Genomic DNA, 15,703 nt, shown 5'->3' on the forward strand with positions numbered 1-15,703 from the left:
CTGCAGTCCGGTTCGGGATGGGCCAGGTTGGACGGCGCCGGTCGGGGCGCAGCAGCGATAGGGACCGGAGCGCCCCCACCCCAACCCTCCCCCGGAGGGGAAGGGGAAAGGAATACTGGAGTGCTCGGCCTTGGAATCAGGACGTTACAGCGCCCGTGACCCGCCCACGGGACCGCCGCCCCATCGCATACTCCGCGCCCACGGGCTCCATCGCCCGCCCGCGGAGCCTTCGATGATCAAGGACCTCTGGTACAAGAACGCCGTCATCTACAGCGTCCACGTCGGCACCTACATGGACTCGAACGCCGACGGCATCGGCGATTTCGAGGGCCTGGCCCGGCGGCTCGACTACCTGCATGGCCTGGGCATCACCTGCATCTGGCTCGGCCCCTTCCAGAAGTCCCCGCGGCGCGACGACGGCTACGACATCAGCGACTTCTACCAGGTCGATCCCTGCTTCGGCACGCTCGGCGACTTCGTGGAATTCACCAACCAGGCGGAGCAGCGCGGCATCCGCGTGATGATCGACCTGGTCGTGAACCACACCAGCGACCAGCATCCCTGGTTCCAGGAAGCGCGCAAGGATCCGGACTCGAAGTACCGCGACTTCTACGTGTGGTCCGACAAGAAGCCGGAGAACGCCGACGAGGGCATGGTGTTTCCCGGCGTGCAGAAGACGACGTGGACGCGCGACCCCGTGGCGGGGCAGTACTACTTCCATCGCTTCTACGAGTTCCAGCCGGACCTCAACACCGAGAACCCGCTGGTGCTGGCCGAGATCCGCAAGATCATGGGCTTCTGGCTGGAGCTGGGCGTGTGCGGCTTCCGCATGGACGCGATGCCCTTCGTGATCTCCACCAAGGGGCCGCAGCCGCGGCACCGCCTGCGCTACGAGATGCTGCGCGAGTTCCGCGAGTTCCTGCAATGGCGGCGCGGCGACGCGATCATCCTGGCCGAGGCGAACGTCGAACCGAAGAACAACCAGCACTACTTCGGCGAAGACGGCGACCGGCTGCAGATGATGTTCAACTTCTGGGTGAACCAGCGCGTGTTCCACGCCCTGGCCACCGCGGACACGCGGCCGCTGGTGAAGGCGCTGGAGCAGACGCGCGATCGTCCGGCCAACGCGCAGTGGGCCCACTTCCTGCGCAACCACGACGAGCTCGATCTCGGGCGCCTGTCCGAGGACCAGCGCCAGGCCGTCTTCGACGACATGGGACCCGACAAGGACATGCAGCTGTACGACCGCGGCATCCGCCGCCGCCTCGGGCCCATGCTGCGCGGCGACTGGCGCCGGCTGGAGATGGCCTACAGCCTGCTGTTCACGCTGCCCGGCACGCCGGTGATCCGCTACGGCGACGAGCTGGGCATGGGCGACGACCTGACGCTGCCCGAACGCAATTGCGCGCGCACGCCGATGCAGTGGTCCACCGAGCCGCTGGCGGGCTTCACGCGCTCGAACAAGCCGGTGCTGCCCGTCATTGAGCAGGGCCCTTACAGCTTCCACAAGATCAACGCCGCCGACCAGCGCCGCGATGCCAGCTCGCTGTTGAACTGGACGGAGCGCATCATCCGCATGCGCAAGGAAGTGCCCGAGATCGGCTGGGGCGACTTCAAGGTGCTGGACACGGGCTATACCGGCGTGCTGGCGATCCGCTACGACTGGCGCAACAACGCGGTGGTGACCATCCACAACCTGGGCAGCGAGTCCACCGAGATCCAGCTGCGCGTGGGCGACGAGAAGGGCCGCCACCTGGTGAACCTGCTCACGCAGGACCACAGCGAAGCCAACGGGCGCGGCGTGCACACCATCGTGATGGAGCCCTACGGCTACCACTGGTACCGCGTGGGCGGCCTGGGCTACCTGCTGGAATGCAGCAACGAGTGAGGCGCGCGGCTCATTCGGTATCGGGCGGCGGTTCCAGCGGCGCGGGGATGGTCGGCCGGTCCTCGCGTCCGAGAAAGGAGGAGAAGGGATGGGACTCCTCCGGCGGGAACATCGATTGACGCAGTTCGCTGGCCGACTCCGCCTCGGGCACGCGCCGGGTCGCGCCCTTGGCTGCCCGCACCGGGTTGGTGGTGATCGCGCCGGCGTAGTAGAGGGCCGCCAGCGTGTTGGCCAGGGCCTCTTCGCTCAGGCCGACGTTGTGCCGCAGTTGGTCGAAGGACTGTGGCTCGGCGCCCAGCTCGGACAGCACCACGTAGTGCGTGTCCTTCATCAGCCGCTGCGGCACGCGCGGCAGCGCGCGGAAGTACAGCAGGGCCCGCCGGTAGCGCGCGGGCAGCAGGTCGATCTCCGCGCGATTGACGTAGGTCCACAGCACCTCGGCGAAGCTCGTGGTGAGGAAGTGTTGCGGGATCGAGTTCGCCGTCTTGGGCAGCGGCCGCCACATGGCCTGCTTCAACTGCGGCACGCGCACGCTGGAATCCAGGCCGATGGTGCCGCCCATGTTCACCACGCCGATCAGGCGGCCGTCGAGCGCCAGGTGATAGGTGTGCGCCCTGAGTTGCGGCAGCAGCCGAGCGATCTCGCCGGCAAGCGCGAGCTTCATGATCAGCGGCTGCAGCACTGCCTCGGCGCGCCGCAGCGCGGAATTCACGCTGGCCGCCGAACGCGGATCGAAGCTGAGTGGGGGGCGCACGTCGGGATCCGGCACCGGCAGCGTGAAGAAGGTCGGCCGCTCCAGTGCGCTCAGGTCGAGTTTGAGTTCGCCCCGGCCGGGCCAGGTGGTGATGCCCACCAGGCCGTCCGGCAGCGCGCGGCTCGACTCCCCGCACACCCACAGGGCGTCGGCGTCCGCGGGGGAGGTCCGCTCCCATAGCACCACCGCGCGGGTTCGCAGCAGCGACAGGAGGTAGTCCTCCTCGTGGAAGCCGACGAGGCCCATGCGCAGTCGCGGTACGTTCATGCTGGGGATGTTCCTGTTCCTGAAGCGTATGGATTAGACCGGCCGAAGGGAAATCCTGCCTCACTCCTTTGGGCGGATGACCGGAAGACCAGCGGCTTATTGCACGGGATGAGCGGCGGCGTCGCACAATCGGGCGGTGACCCGCCACCGCCTCTATCTCGCCGGACCCGACGTCTTCCGGCCCGACGCCGCCGAACATGGCCGCCGCCTTGTCGCACTTTGCTCCGAGCATGGCTTCGATGCCGTCTTCCCGCTCTCCGATTCGCTGCCGCAACTGCCGACGCCGCCGGCGCTCGCCGCGCACATCTATCGCGCCAACGTGGCGCACGTCGACGCGTGCGATGCGGTGCTGGCCAACCTCGACTTCTTCCGCGGCCCGGAGCCGGACAGCGGTACCTGCTTCGAGGTGGGCTACGCCGTCGCGCGCGGCAAGAAGGTGGTGGGCTACGTGCCGGAGCAGGGCAGTTTCGCCGCACGCATCGCCGGGCGCCATCCGCATGCCCTGGGCCAGGGCGGCAAGGACGCGCAGGGTTGGGAACTGGAGGAGTTCGGCCTGCCGCTGAACCTGATGCTGGCCGTGCCCTGCCGCATCGTCGTGGGCGACCTGCGGGCCGCGCTGGCTGCCGTGCGCGAAGAACTCGCGGCCTGAGCGCTGCGGCATTCCTCACGGATCGCGCCACTCCCGCCGGCGCGGCGCCGCGTTCATCGTCGCGGCCCGGCCATCCCGCCGACGCGCGGCTATAACGGTCGCCACGAAGATGCGGGAGGAGCGCACCGTGCTGCGAAAAGCATTCGTCTTGCTGGGACTGGCCGTGCTGCTGTCCCTTCTGTTCCCCTTGAAATGGCTGCTGAAGGAAACCGGCGTGGACCCGGTGAACCTGCACGTGCCCGGCGCCGACCTGGCCGCGCTGTGCGTGGTGGTGGCCATGGTGCCGGCCCTGCTGATGTTCCGCGACGGCCGCCTGGAGCATCGCATTCCGTCGTGGAGCGCGTGGGTCGCGGCGCTGGGCCTGTCCTCGCTGGTGTTCCTGCTGCTGCACGTGAACTGGTCGCTCGACCTCGCCACCGTGTACGCGCGCGAAGCGATCGCCGGGGGTGGATTGCTGCCGGCCTCGATCTCGCACGTGTCGCTGCTCGATGGCGTCGAACTGGCGGCGCGCTTCGGCGTGCTGGTGGCGATGGTCGGCCTGCTGATGCATCTCGACGGGCCTGTGCAGGAAGAGGCACCGGCGCCCCGGCGGCGGAGGAAAGAGCGATGAAGCGCCTGTTCGTCGGCCTCGTGCTGCTGATGATGTCGTTCCTGTCGGCGCTGGACTCGCTGGAGGTGCTGCGCCAGTTCGGCACGCGGGTGGGCCTGTTCCGCTGGGTCGGGGAACTGCTGATCGCGCTGGCGGCCGTGGCGCTGTTCGCGCACTCCACCAAGCTGCATCGCCGGCTGCTCTTTCCGCGCCGCGGTGGGCACCTGCTCGCGGCCGGGATCGTCGTGTACGCGCTGGGTGCGGCCGTGGCGACCGGCCTGGTCGTCACCGCGCTCGGCTGGTTCGCGATCGAAAAGGACAGCCTGCTGGCCCCGGCGCCGGCGCTGGTGGCGCAGATCGTGCCGCTGCCGCTGCTGTTCGCGGGGCAGCTTCTGCTGGTGATCGGCGTCTTCCGCGCCATGACCAACCTGGTGCCGAAGAGCGAGTTCGACGCGGATTATTGAGCGCGATGGTGGGCAAGCGGAGCTTGCCCACCCTACAAGGAATCCGTCATCCCCGCGGAGGCGGGGAACCAGGGCATGGAAGGTTCGTCAGCGCAGCACCTTGCTCGCCTCCGCCTCCCGGATCAACCGCTCCCCATCTTCAGGCAACAGGAACCCCGCCCCCTGCGCCCGCGCCACGCCCTTGCGTACTGCATCCACATACCCCGCATGGCTCCCGTACCGCTCCTCCAGCGAGCGCCGCGGATCGCCATTGGCCTGCCGATCCGCGAGCGTCCTCGCGAAGGGGATCATGCCGCCCACGTAGTTGCAGATCTGCCCCTGGTGGAACGGCCGCTCGCCACCCGCCGTGATGTTCCATCCCAGATACGTCCCCAGCGGTGCATCGAGCAGCACCACCGGCACGCCACCGAGCTCGTTGCCGTCGGCATCCACCTTGGGCGCGTACATCGCAAGCACCTGCCGGATCGGCGGCGGCGCCTTGCCGGCGACGCCGGAGCCGTCGGCGGGGCGGAAGTCCGGGCCCCAGTCGTAGTCGAGCACCGGCATGATGAAGTCCGTCTCGGGCACGCCGGCCCGCAGCTGTGGCAGCGTGGGGAAGCCGATCGCCGCCTTGTGCGCCGCGGCCAGCGTGCCATCCGCCAGGCGCGGCCAGCGGCTCGGCGGCGGCTCGATGTTCTTCATCACCCAATTGCGGAAGTGCACGCGGATCGCATTCACCGTCTCCGTGTGCGGCACGGGATTGGCGGGCAGGATGCCGGTGCCGTAGTTGTTGCCCGGGCAGTTCGCGCCGACGGAGGGCAGGGCCGCGCCGGGTACGCTGGTGTCGAAGCCGCCGGCGCCGCCGCCGTGATTGGAGCTCGCGATGTAGTACCGGCGCACGTTCGACGGCAGCGGCAAATCGCGCCGCGCGTCGGTGCCCACCCACTCGGGCGTGAGCTTCAGCGCCCACACTTCCGCGGAGCCGAAGTGTTCGATGATCTTCGGGCAGGTGCGGGTGGCGGCGCAGCGATCGAGCAGGCCCACCGCCGGCACGCCGCGCACCGGGTCGGGATGCGGCAGCCACCATTGCGGCCCTTCGCTGCCGGCCTGGTACAGCTCCAGCACGCCATCGGGCTGCGCCCAGCGGAAGTTCAGCGCGATGCGGCGCCCCGCGATGATCGGCCACAGGCCGTCGTGCACGTGGCGCCCGGCCTCGTCGCGGTTGAAGCCCAGGTGCAGCCAGCCGCGCAGGAAGTTGCCCGATTGCGAGACGCCGCGGCCGATGCTGTGCGTCACCGCGCCCGCCACCGGGTTCGGCGTGCCGGTGTCGTCGGCGCGCGCGGTCTTGAAGAACATGCCGACGTCGCGCCACGCCGCGAAGCCGATGCCCAGCGCGTAGGGCTCGGCCGACGTGAAGGTCACCTGATAGAGCTTGCTGCGGTCGAAGCCGTTGCGCAGGCAGACCTGCCGCGGGTCGGGCGTGCCGGGGAAGGGATTGTTCGCGTCGCAGCGCGCCCACGCCCAGTCGCCCGGTGCGATCTCGGTTTCACCGATCACTTCGCCGCGCGTCGATTCCGCGCTGCGCGACACCAGCCGCGCATTGCGCGTGTCCAGGGTCACGGGCCGGTAAGGCACCGGGTTGGTCTGCACGATCAGCGGCTGGGAGTTGGGGCCGTGGCGGTTCACGATGCGGCCGAACACTTCGCCCAGGATCGGCGAGCCGTCCGGGTTGCGCGCGACGGGCAGTTGCAGCCAGTGCGGTTGCGTGACGGCGGCGGTCGGGCGCACGGCGGTGGCGCCCGAGTTGTCGCCCTGCCAGGCGCTCGTCAGGTCGATGTCGCCGTTGGCGCGTTCGGCGACCACGTTGGCCCGCCGCACGCCGCGGTTCGGCACCTCGTGCCACATCAGGCCGCTGGCGCGCGCCATGTCCACCGGCTTGGTGAGCACGAAGGTGGCGACATAGCGGACCTTGCCGTCCTGTTCCTTCACCAGCTGGATGTCGTTGATGAGGGCGTTCGCCGGGGAGGCGGGATCGAGTTCGCCGAAAGCCCGGCCCGCGACCTGCTCGAAGGGCACGCCGCCCGAGTCGGCGGCGGGCAGGGGCCGCGTTTCGTCGATGACGATGCGCGTCACGCGCGCGTGCGAAGGCGCGATGGCGCAGGCCGCGAGGACGAGCGCGGCGGCGCGGGCAAGGATCTTCTTCATGGGGTGTCTCCTCGGGCGCCTGTTGTACCCGTGAAGCCGAACAGGCCGTTGCGGGTTAGCCCTCGGTCGGGAGGGTCTCGAAGGCATCCGGCAGGCGTTCACGCGATGAGCTTATGCGGATATGTTGATGAGAACTCTATCGTTCCCTTCGCGGCCGCGGGCTCCCAGAATCCATCGCATACCAACAAGGAAGAGCCCGCATGTCCATCCTGCTCGTCGCCGGCAGCCCCTCGGAGCGGTCCCGCTCCGCCGCGCTGCTGGACGCCGTGAACTACCGCCTGCGGGGCCACGGCCCCGAGGTCGAGCGCCTGCAGGTGCGCGATCTCTCGCCGCAGGCCCTGCTGCTGGCCGATGCCGCGCACCGCAGTGTCGCCGCCGCGGTGGACCAGGTGGCGCGGGCCCGCGCGCTGGTGATCGCCACGCCGGTCTACAAGGCCGCGTACAGCGGCGTGCTGAAGGTCTTCCTCGACCTGTTGCCGCAGACGGCCTTCAAGGGCAAGACCGTGCTGCCGATCGCCACCGGCGGCAGCCCGCACCACATGCTGGCGCTGGACTACGCGCTGCGCCCTGTGCTGCAGTCGCTCGGCGCGCGCCACATCCTGCCCGGCGTGTACGCCACCGATTCGCAGGTCACGCTGACCCCGGAGGGGGCGCATCACCTCGCGGGCGATGTCTCCGACCGCCTCGACGAAGCGGTGGCCGCGCTGGTGCAGGAAGTGCAGCGCGACGCACCGGTCGCTACCGTGTTCCGGCCGGTCGCCTTCGCCGACGTGCGATGTAGCGTCTAAGTCCCACTCCCCCATCTCCCGACAACGTCGATGCAGGCCGCACTCGCGGCAGGGCGAAGCCTTGCCTGCGGCATTCGAAAAAAGGAACAAGAAATGAGTCGCTCCTGGTCCATCCGCCGCCGCACCCTGCTGGCCGGCGCCTCCCTCGCTCTACTGGCCACTGCCTATGCGCAGGCACCGAAGCAGGAACTGCGCATCGGCTTCCAGAAGGGCGCCAGCCTGCTGGTGCTGCAGAAGGCGCAGGGCAGCATCGAGAAAAAGCTCGCGCCGCTCGGCTTCGGCGTGAAGTGGGTCGAGTTCCCCGCCGGCCCGCAGCTGCTGGAAGGCCTCAACGTCGGCTCGGTCGACATCGGCTTCGTCGGCGAGGCGCCGCCGATCTTCGCGCAGGCCGCCGGCGCGCGCTTCTACTACATCGGCCACGACCCGGCGGCGCCGCAGGCCGAGGCGGTGGTCGTGCCCAAGGACTCGGCGATCAAGTCGGTGGCCGACCTCAAGGGCCGCAAGGTCGCCCTCAACAAGGGCAGCAACGTGCATTACCTGCTGGTGAAGATCCTGGAGAAGAACGGCCTGAAGTTCTCCGACATCACGCCGGTGTACCTGCCGCCGGCCGATGCGCGCGCCGCCTTCGAGAGCCGCAACGTCGACGCCTGGGTGATCTGGGACCCCTTCACCGCCGCCGCCGAAAAGCAGATCGGGGCCCGCGTGCTGGCCGACGCCACCGGGGTGGCGAGCAACCACCAGTTCTACCTGGGCGAGCGCAACTTCGTCGAGAAGAACCCGCAGGTGATCCGCGCGGTGTTCGAGGACTCGGTGGAGCGGGGCCGCTGGCTGAAAGCCAACCTGCGCCAGGCCGCGGACCAGATCGCGCCGCTGCAGGGCCTGCCGGTGGACGTGGTGGAACTGAGCCTGCGCCGCTACCAGTTCGACGTGCGTCCCCTGAGCGATGCCGTCGTCGCCGAGCAGCAGCGCATCGCCGACACCTTCCACCAGCTGAAGCTGATCCCGAAGGCCGTGTCGGTGAAGGAAGCGACCTGGAAGGCGGGGGTGTGAACATGAAGAAGATCGACTCCTCCCGCCGCACCGCGCTGAAGGTGCTGGCCACCACCGCTGCCGTCTGGGGCGTGGGCGCGCAGGCGCAGACGCGTCCGGCTGGCGACGGCCCGGCGCAACTGCGCATCGGCTACCAGAAGTCCGCCGTCAACCTGGTGATCCTCAAGCAGGAAGGCGCGCTGGAAAAGCGCTTCCCGAACGCCAAGGTGCAGTGGATCGAATTCCCCGCCGGCCCGCAGCTGCTGGAAGCGCTGTCCGCGGGCAGCCTGGAGTTCGGCCTCACCGGCGACTCGCCGCCGGTGTTCGCGCAGGCCGCCGGCAAGGACCTGTTCTACGTGGGCGCCGAGCCGCCCAAGCCGGACAGCTCCGCCATCCTGGTGCTGCAGGACTCGCCGCTGCGCAAGCTCTCCGACCTGAAGGGCAAGCGCATCGCGCTGCAGAAAGGATCGAGCGCCCACTTCCTGCTGGTGCGCGCGGTGGAGAAGGCGGGCCTGCAATGGTCCGATGTCCAGCCGACCTATCTTGCACCGGCCGACGCGCGCGCGGCCTTCGAGCGCAAGAGCGTCGATGCCTGGGCGATCTGGGATCCGTTCTATGCGGCAGCGGAACTGGCGCTGAAGCCGCGCGTGCTGGCGACGGGACGCGACCTTTCCAGCAACAACTCGTTCTACCTCGCCTCGCGTCCTTTCACCACGCAGCATCCGCGGGCCCTCGCCGTGCTGTTCGAGGAACTCACGCGCGCCGACCGCATCGTGCAGCAGAACCGGCCGGCCGCGATCAAGCTGGTGTCGGACTTCAGCGGCCTCGATGCCGGCGTCGTGAGCCTGTTCGTCCAGCGCCGCCCGCCGTCGCCGGTGGGACCGCTCACGCCCGCGATCGTCGCCGACCAGCAGCGCGTGGCCGACGGCTTCCACAAGCTGGGCCTGATCCCGAAGCCGGTGCGCGTCGCCGACATCGTGTGGCGCCCCGAATCCGCCAAATAAGAAGGAGCCTTCGTTGAACGTCTTCTGGTTCATCCCCACCCACGGCGACAGCCGCTACCTCGGCACCAGCGAGGGCGCCCGCCAGCTGGATCACGCCTACCTGCAACAGGTGGCGCGCGCCGCCGACAGCCTCGGCTACGAAGGCGTGCTGATCCCCACCGGCCGCTCCTGCGAGGACCCATGGGTCGTGGCCGCCAGCCTGATCCCGGTGACGCAGCGCCTGAAGTTCCTGGTGGCCGTGCGTCCGGGCCTGCACCAACCGAGCCTGGCCGCGCGTATGGCCGCCACCTTCGACCGGCTCTCGGGCGGCCGCCTGTTGATCAACCTGGTAACGGGCGGCGACCAGACCGAGCTGGAAGGCGACGGCGTCTTCCTGGACCACGCGCAGCGCTACGAGCAGTCGGCGGAGTTCATCCGCATCTGGCGCGAGATCCTGGCGCGCAGCCACACCGGCGAAGCGTTCGACTTTGAAGGCAAGCACCTCACGGTGCGCGGCGCGAAGCTGCTCTTCCCGCCGCTGCAGCGTCCGCATCCGCCGGTGTACTTCGGCGGCTCCTCGGCGCCGGCGCACGAACTGGCGGCGGAACAGGTCGAGACCTATCTCACCTGGGGCGAGCCACCGACGGAAGTGGCGAAGAAGGTGGCGGACGTGCGCGAACGCGCCGCGCGCCACGGACGCACCGTGCGCTTCGGCATCCGGCTGCACGTGATCGTGCGCGAGACCGAGGACCAGGCCTGGCGTGCTGCGGAAGACCTGATCAGCCGCCTCGACGATGCGACGGTGGTGCGGGCGCAGGCCGCGTTCTCCCGCATGGATTCCGAAGGGCAACGCCGCATGGCGTCGCTGCACGCCGGGGGCAGGAAGCGCACGCGTGCGGAGCTGGAGATCAGCCCGAACCTGTGGGCGGGCGTGGGCCTCGTGCGCGGTGGCGCGGGCACGGCGCTGGTGGGCGATCCGAAAACGGTGGCTGCACGCCTGGAGGAATACGCGGATCTCGGCCTCGACACCTTCGTGCTCTCGGGCTATCCGCACCTCGAAGAGGCGTACCGCTTCGCCGAGCTGGTGTTCCCGTTGCTGCCGCGCCGCCTGCGCGACAAGCTGCCGGGGCAGGGCAGCGGCGGGCCGTTCGGCCAGACGGTGGCGAATGAATTCGTGCCGCGCGCGTCGCAAAGCTGAAGGGAACCGAAGACATGGCATTGCAGGTTCCTGAGTTGCAGACGGCGGCTGGTGCGTCCAACGCCGACTGGATCCCGGGTCAAGCCCGGGATGACAAATCCGTTGTCATTGCGGGCTTGATCCCGGATCAAGTCCGGGACAGGCTCCGCAATCCAGCGACGGCCTTCATCAAGGCAGTCGCCCGCCGGTTGCTCCCCTGGCTCGTCCCCGTCGCCCTCGTCACCCTCTGGCAACTCGCCTCCACTTTCGGCTGGCTGTCCACCCGCGTCCTGCCCGCACCGTCCGAAGTGCTGCGTTCCGCCTGGACGCTGGCGGAGTCGGGCGAACTGTGGACGCACGTGCACGTGAGCGCAGCCAGGGCCTTCCTCGGCCTGGCCGTCGGCGGCGGCCTCGGCTTGCTGTTCGGCCTCCTCACCGGATCGCTGCGCATCGCGGAGACGCTGCTGGACTCCACCTTCCAGATGATGCGCAACATCCCCGCGCTTGCGCTGATCCCGCTGGTGATCCTCTGGTTCGGCATCGACGAGACGGCCAAGCTGTTCCTGATCTCGGTGTCGGTGTTCTTCCCGATCTACCTCAACACCTTCCACGGCATCCGCAACGTGGACCCGGGGCTGATCGAGATGGGCCGCACCTACGGTCTCACGCGCTGGCAGCTCTACGCCCAAGTGATCCTGCCCGGCGCGCTGTCGTCCATCCTGGTGGGCCTGCGCTTCTCGCTGGGCCTCATGTGGGTGATCCTGATCGTGGCCGAGACGATCTCGGCGCAGGCCGGCATCGGCTACCTCACGATGAACGCGCGCGAGTTCCTGCAGACCGACATCGTGCTGGTGGGCATCCTGCTGTACGCCGCGCTCGGCAAGCTGGCCGACCTGCTGGCCCGCGGCCTCGAGCAGTGGTGGCTGCGCTGGCACCCCGGTTACCAGAAGAAAGCGAGCTGAGCATGAGCACGCCAACCAAACAGGGCGCGCGCCTGGAAGTGCGCCGCCTCTCCAAGAGCTTCGGCACGCGGCTCGTGCTGCGCGACACCGATCTCGTGATCGAGCCCGGCGAGTTCGTCGCCATCGTCGGCCGCAGCGGCTGCGGCAAGAGCACGCTGCTGCGCCTGGTGGCCGGTCTCGAGGAAGCCACGCACGGCGAACTGCGCATCGACGGCGCCGCCGCGAGCGGCCTGCGCGAGGACACCCGCATCATGTTCCAGGACGCACGGCTGCTGCCGTGGCGGCGCGTTTGGGACAACGTGGCGCTGGGCCTGCCCAAGGCGCAACGGCCGCAGGCGGCCGAGGTGCTGGCGCAGGTCGGCCTCGGCGACCGCGGTGCCGACTGGCCCGCGCGCCTCTCCGGCGGCCAGCGCCAGCGCGTGTCGCTCGCCCGGGCCCTGGTGCACGACCCGCGCCTGCTGCTGCTCGACGAACCGCTGGGCGCGCTGGATGCGTTGACGCGCATCGAGATGCACCGCCTGATCGAAGGCCTCTGGCAGCGCAACGGCTTCACCGCGCTGCTGGTGACGCACGACGTGCAGGAGGCGGTGGCGCTGGCCGACCGCGTGGTGCTGATCGAGGAGGGCCGCATCGCCCTCGACGAGCGCGTCGGCCTGCCGCGTCCCCGCTTGCACGACCCTGCCTTCGCCGCGCTGGAGCGCCACATCCTCGACCGGGTGCTGCGCGCACCGGCGAAGGAGCCGACCGAAGAACCTTCCTGGCCCGAGCCGGCGGCGCATGCGCTGCGCTGGGCCGTGTGAGCCGCCGGGCCGCCCCAAGGCTCACAGCCCCGAAGTGCGTAGCACGGAGGGGTAGCCAAATGACCCGTTTTCCTTCCTTTCCATTCCACAGGAGCTATCCCATGCCCATCCAGGCCATCAACGTGCGCAACCAGTTCAAGGGCCACATCAAGGAGATCATCCGCGGCGACGTAGTGTCGGAAGTCGACGTGCAGACGCCCTGGGGCATCGTCACCTCGGTGATCACCACCCGCTCGGTCGACGAGCTGCAGCTCAAGGCCGGCTCCGAAGTGGTGGCGCTGGTGAAGTCCACCGAAGTCTCGCTGGCGAAGCTCTGAACGCTTCGCCGTCATGCCCGCGGAGGCGGGGATCCAGGACATTCAGGGAGCCCTGGGTTCCCGCCTTCGCGGGAATGACGGGGACTCGGGCCGCTTGCGCGCTCCCGGAATAAGCATTCGATTTTTTATTCGTTCGTTCCCGTCGCACTCGCATGCACAATGCGTTGCCTTGAGAAGTACCACTCCATGATCGAACTGCAAGGCATCACGCAGTCTTACGGCGCCCACGAAGCGCTGCGAGGCATCCAACTGAAGATCGCACCCGGGGAAGTGTTCGGCATCATCGGCCGCAGCGGCGCCGGCAAGAGCTCCCTGGTGCGCACCATCAACCTCCTGAATCGCCCCACGGCCGGCAAGGTGTTCGTCGGCGGGCGCGAGCTCACGGCGCTGACTGCGCAAGAATTGCGCGAAGCGCGCCGCGAGATCGGCCTGATCTTCCAGCACTTCAACCTGCTGTCGTCGCGCACCGTGGCGCAGAACGTCGCATTGCCGCTGGAACTCGCGGGGGTTCCGTCGAACGAGATCCGCCGCCGCGTCGACGAACTGCTGGACCTCGTCGGCCTCGCGGAACTGCGCGACCGCCATCCGGCGCAGATCAGCGGCGGCCAGAAGCAGCGCGTGGGCATCGCTCGCGCGCTCGCCAACCGGCCCAAGGTGCTGCTGTCCGACGAGGCGACGTCCGCGCTCGATCCGGAAACCACTCGCTCCATCCTTTCGCTGCTGAAGCAGATCAATCGCGAGTTCGGCCTCACCATCGTGCTGATCACGCACCAGATGCAGGTGATCAAGCAGGTGGCCGATCGCGTGGCGGTGATCGACGCCGGCCAGATCGTGGAGCAGGGCCCGGTGATCGACGTCTTCACCCGCCCGCAGCACGCCACCACCCGCAGCCTGATCGAGGAGATCGTGCCGCAGGCGCTGCCCGAGAGCGTGCTGGCGCGCATCCGCGCCCTCATGACCGAGCGTCCGGCGCACGAGAGCCAGCTGCTGCGCCTGGCCTTTGCCGGCAACGGCGCCGACCGTCCACTGCTGTCGGATGTGATCCGCGACCACGGCATCGACCTGAGCATCGTGCATGGCCAGGTCGACGAGGTGCAGGGCCAGCCTTTCGGCTCCCTCGCCGTGCTGGCACGCGGCGCGCGCGAGAAGCTCGATGCCGCGGCGGCGCAGTTGCGCGGCGCGGGCGTGTTCGTCGAGGAGGTGGCCCATGTGGGATAACTTCAGCCCCGCGATGCTGGACCTGTTCGCCACCTCGCTGTGGGAAACCTTTGCCATGGTCGGCATCTCCGGCATCGCCGGCACCTTGATCGGCATCCCGCTGGGCGTGCTGCTGCGGCTGACCGACCAGGGCGGCGTGCTGCAAAACGGCAGCGTGAACCGCGTCGTCGGCGGCATCGTCAACGCGGTGCGCTCCACGCCCTTCATCATCCTGCTGGTGGCGATCATCCCGTTCACGCGTCTCGTGACCGGCTCGTCGATCGGCACCGCCGCGGCGGTGGTGCCGCTGACCGTGGCCGCCGCGCCCTTCATCGCGCGGCTGGTCGAAGCCTCGCTGCGCGAAGTGGACCAGGGCCTCGTCGAGGCCGCGCTGGCCATGGGGGCCAGCACCTCGCAGATCGTGTTCAAGGTGCTGCTGCCCGAGGCGCTGCCCGGCATCGTCGGCGGCTTCACGATCACGCTCGTGAGCCTCACCGGCTACTCCGCGATGGCCGGTGCCATCGGCGGCGGCGGCCTCGGCGACCTCGGCATCCGTTACGGCTACCAGCGCTTCCTGCCCGAGATCATGCTCGCCGTCGTGGTGGTGCTGATCGCCTTCGTGCAGGCCGTGCAGAGCCTCGGCGACTGGGCGGTGCGCCGCCTGAGCCACAAGTAATCCTCCCCCTTTGCATCATCCAAGGAAAACAAGCATGAACAAGCGCACGCTCCTGAAGTCCACGCTCGCCCTCGCGATCGCCGCGTCCGCCGGCGCCGTCCTCGCGCAGGACAAGCCGATCAAGATCGGCGCCACCGCCGGCCCGCACTCGCAGATCCTCGAGCAGGTGAAGAAGGTCGCCGAGCGCGACGGCCTGAAGATCCAGATCGTCGAATTCACCGACTACATCCAGCCGAACGCGGCGCTGTCCACGGGCGACCTGGACGCCAACAGCTACCAGCACAAGCCTTTCCTCGACCAGCAGGTCAAGGACCGCGGCTACAAGATCGTCTCGGTGGGCTACACCGTCAACTTCCCGATCGGCATCTACTCGAAGAAGGTCAAGAGCCTGAAGGACCTGAAGGAAGGCGCGCGCTTCGGCCTCCCGAACGATCCCACCAACGGCGGCCGCGTGCTGCTGGTGCTGCAGGACCAGGGCCTGATCAAGCTGAATCCCAAGGCCGGCCTGAAGGCCACGCCGATCGACGTGGTGGAGAACCCGAAGAAGCTGAAGTTCGTCGAGCTCGAGGCCGCGCAGCTGCCGCGCTCGCTGGACGACCTGGACGCCGCCGGCGTCAACACCAACTATGCGATTCCCGCCGGCCTGCATCCGGGCAAGGACGCGATCGCGCAGGAAAACGCCAAGAGCCCCTACGTCAACCTGATCGCCGTGCGCGACCAGGACAAGGACAAGCCCTGGGTGGCCAAGCTGGTGAAGGCCTACCAGTCCGAGGAAGTCCGCAAGTACGTGCAGACGGAGTTCAAGGGCGCGGTGATTCCGGGGTTCTGAAGCCCCTCCCCGTCATCCCCGCCTGCGCGGGGATGACGCTTTTTCGGGCGCCGCATGGTGGGCAAGCGGAGCTTGCCCACCCTACGAGGAAGGCCGCAGCGTGTAGGGTGGGCAAGCTTGCTTGCCCACCGTTGCATCACACGTGGCTGC

General features: G+C 68.8%; 16 protein-coding genes. 14 read left to right on the top strand and 2 right to left on the bottom strand.

Annotated elements, in window-relative coordinates:
• The first annotated feature begins 232 nt into the window (after positions 1-232).
• A complete protein-coding gene (locus VF522_RS16575) occupies positions 233-1,888 on the top strand; it encodes an alpha-amylase family protein (protein ID WP_330909399.1) in 1,656 nt (551 codons plus the stop codon).
• Positions 1,889-1,898: 10 nt separating this feature from the next.
• Here the strand turns inward: VF522_RS16575 and VF522_RS16580 are convergent, their stop codons facing one another.
• The gene (locus tag VF522_RS16580; RefSeq protein ID WP_330909400.1) at positions 1,899-2,909 is read right to left on the bottom strand and encodes a hypothetical protein; all 1,011 of its coding nucleotides are present in this window, start codon (positions 2,907-2,909) and stop codon (positions 1,899-1,901) included.
• Positions 2,910-3,045: 136 nt separating this feature from the next.
• On the opposite strand from VF522_RS16580, the gene VF522_RS16585 reads away from it, so the two are divergent.
• The 3 genes from VF522_RS16585 (at position 3,046) to VF522_RS16595 (ending at position 4,611) form a co-directional block, all read left to right on the top strand.
• Complete coding sequence (locus VF522_RS16585) at positions 3,046-3,558, top strand: nucleoside 2-deoxyribosyltransferase (RefSeq protein WP_330909401.1); 513 nt, start codon at positions 3,046-3,048, stop codon at positions 3,556-3,558.
• 127 nt (positions 3,559-3,685) lie between these two features.
• On the top strand, positions 3,686-4,168 hold the full coding sequence (locus VF522_RS16590) for a hypothetical protein (RefSeq protein WP_330909402.1): 483 nt from the start codon (positions 3,686-3,688) through the stop codon (positions 4,166-4,168).
• A complete protein-coding gene (locus VF522_RS16595; protein WP_330909403.1) occupies positions 4,165-4,611 on the top strand; it encodes a hypothetical protein in 447 nt (148 codons plus the stop codon). Before VF522_RS16590 ends, VF522_RS16595 begins: the two co-directional genes overlap by 4 nt.
• Positions 4,612-4,698: 87 nt before the next feature.
• Here VF522_RS16595 and VF522_RS16600 read toward each other — a convergent pair whose 3' ends face one another.
• A complete protein-coding gene (locus VF522_RS16600) occupies positions 4,699-6,795 on the bottom strand; it encodes an alpha/beta hydrolase domain-containing protein (protein WP_330909404.1) in 2,097 nt (698 codons plus the stop codon).
• Positions 6,796-6,995: 200 nt separating this feature from the next.
• Here VF522_RS16600 and ssuE point away from each other — a divergent pair, with 200 nt between their 5' ends.
• The 10 genes from ssuE to VF522_RS16650 all read left to right on the top strand — a co-directional run bounded on the left by ssuE (position 6,996) and on the right by VF522_RS16650 (position 15,553).
• Entirely contained in the window at positions 6,996-7,583 is a 588-nt protein-coding gene (gene ssuE, locus VF522_RS16605) for an NADPH-dependent FMN reductase (protein WP_330909405.1), read from the top strand.
• Positions 7,584-7,676: 93 nt separating this feature from the next.
• Positions 7,677-8,633, top strand: a complete 957-nt coding sequence (locus VF522_RS16610) for a sulfonate ABC transporter substrate-binding protein (RefSeq protein WP_330909406.1) — start codon at positions 7,677-7,679, stop codon at positions 8,631-8,633.
• A gap of 2 nt (positions 8,634-8,635) precedes the next feature.
• Positions 8,636-9,616 carry a sulfonate ABC transporter substrate-binding protein gene (locus tag VF522_RS16615; RefSeq protein WP_330909407.1) on the top strand — a complete coding sequence of 327 codons (981 nt, stop codon included), beginning with the start codon at positions 8,636-8,638 and terminating at the stop codon, positions 9,614-9,616.
• Positions 9,617-9,629: 13 nt separating this feature from the next.
• Positions 9,630-10,793, top strand: a complete 1,164-nt coding sequence (gene ssuD / locus VF522_RS16620) for an FMNH2-dependent alkanesulfonate monooxygenase (protein ID WP_330909408.1) — start codon at positions 9,630-9,632, stop codon at positions 10,791-10,793.
• 119 nt (positions 10,794-10,912) lie between these two features.
• Complete coding sequence (gene ssuC, locus VF522_RS16625; protein ID WP_414709547.1) at positions 10,913-11,734, top strand: aliphatic sulfonate ABC transporter permease SsuC; 822 nt, start codon at positions 10,913-10,915, stop codon at positions 11,732-11,734.
• Positions 11,735-11,736: 2 nt separating this feature from the next.
• Positions 11,737-12,534, top strand: coding sequence for an ATP-binding cassette domain-containing protein (locus VF522_RS16630; protein WP_330909410.1), 798 nt, complete (start codon positions 11,737-11,739; stop codon positions 12,532-12,534).
• 101 nt (positions 12,535-12,635) lie between these two features.
• Positions 12,636-12,851 carry a molybdopterin-binding protein gene (locus VF522_RS16635; RefSeq protein ID WP_330909411.1) on the top strand — a complete coding sequence of 72 codons (216 nt, stop codon included), beginning with the start codon at positions 12,636-12,638 and terminating at the stop codon, positions 12,849-12,851.
• 186 nt (positions 12,852-13,037) lie between these two features.
• Entirely contained in the window at positions 13,038-14,069 is a 1,032-nt protein-coding gene (locus VF522_RS16640) for a methionine ABC transporter ATP-binding protein (protein WP_330909412.1), read from the top strand.
• Positions 14,059-14,724, top strand: a complete 666-nt coding sequence (locus tag VF522_RS16645) for a methionine ABC transporter permease (RefSeq protein WP_330909413.1) — start codon at positions 14,059-14,061, stop codon at positions 14,722-14,724. Before VF522_RS16640 ends, VF522_RS16645 begins: the two co-directional genes overlap by 11 nt.
• A 34-nt stretch (positions 14,725-14,758) precedes the next feature.
• On the top strand, positions 14,759-15,553 hold the full coding sequence (locus tag VF522_RS16650; RefSeq protein WP_330909414.1) for a MetQ/NlpA family ABC transporter substrate-binding protein: 795 nt from the start codon (positions 14,759-14,761) through the stop codon (positions 15,551-15,553).
• Positions 15,554-15,703: the final 150 nt, after the last annotated feature.

It is taken from the genome of Ramlibacter sp. (genome assembly GCF_036383835.1).
Taxonomy (GTDB): Bacteria; Pseudomonadota; Gammaproteobacteria; order Burkholderiales; family Burkholderiaceae_C; genus Ramlibacter.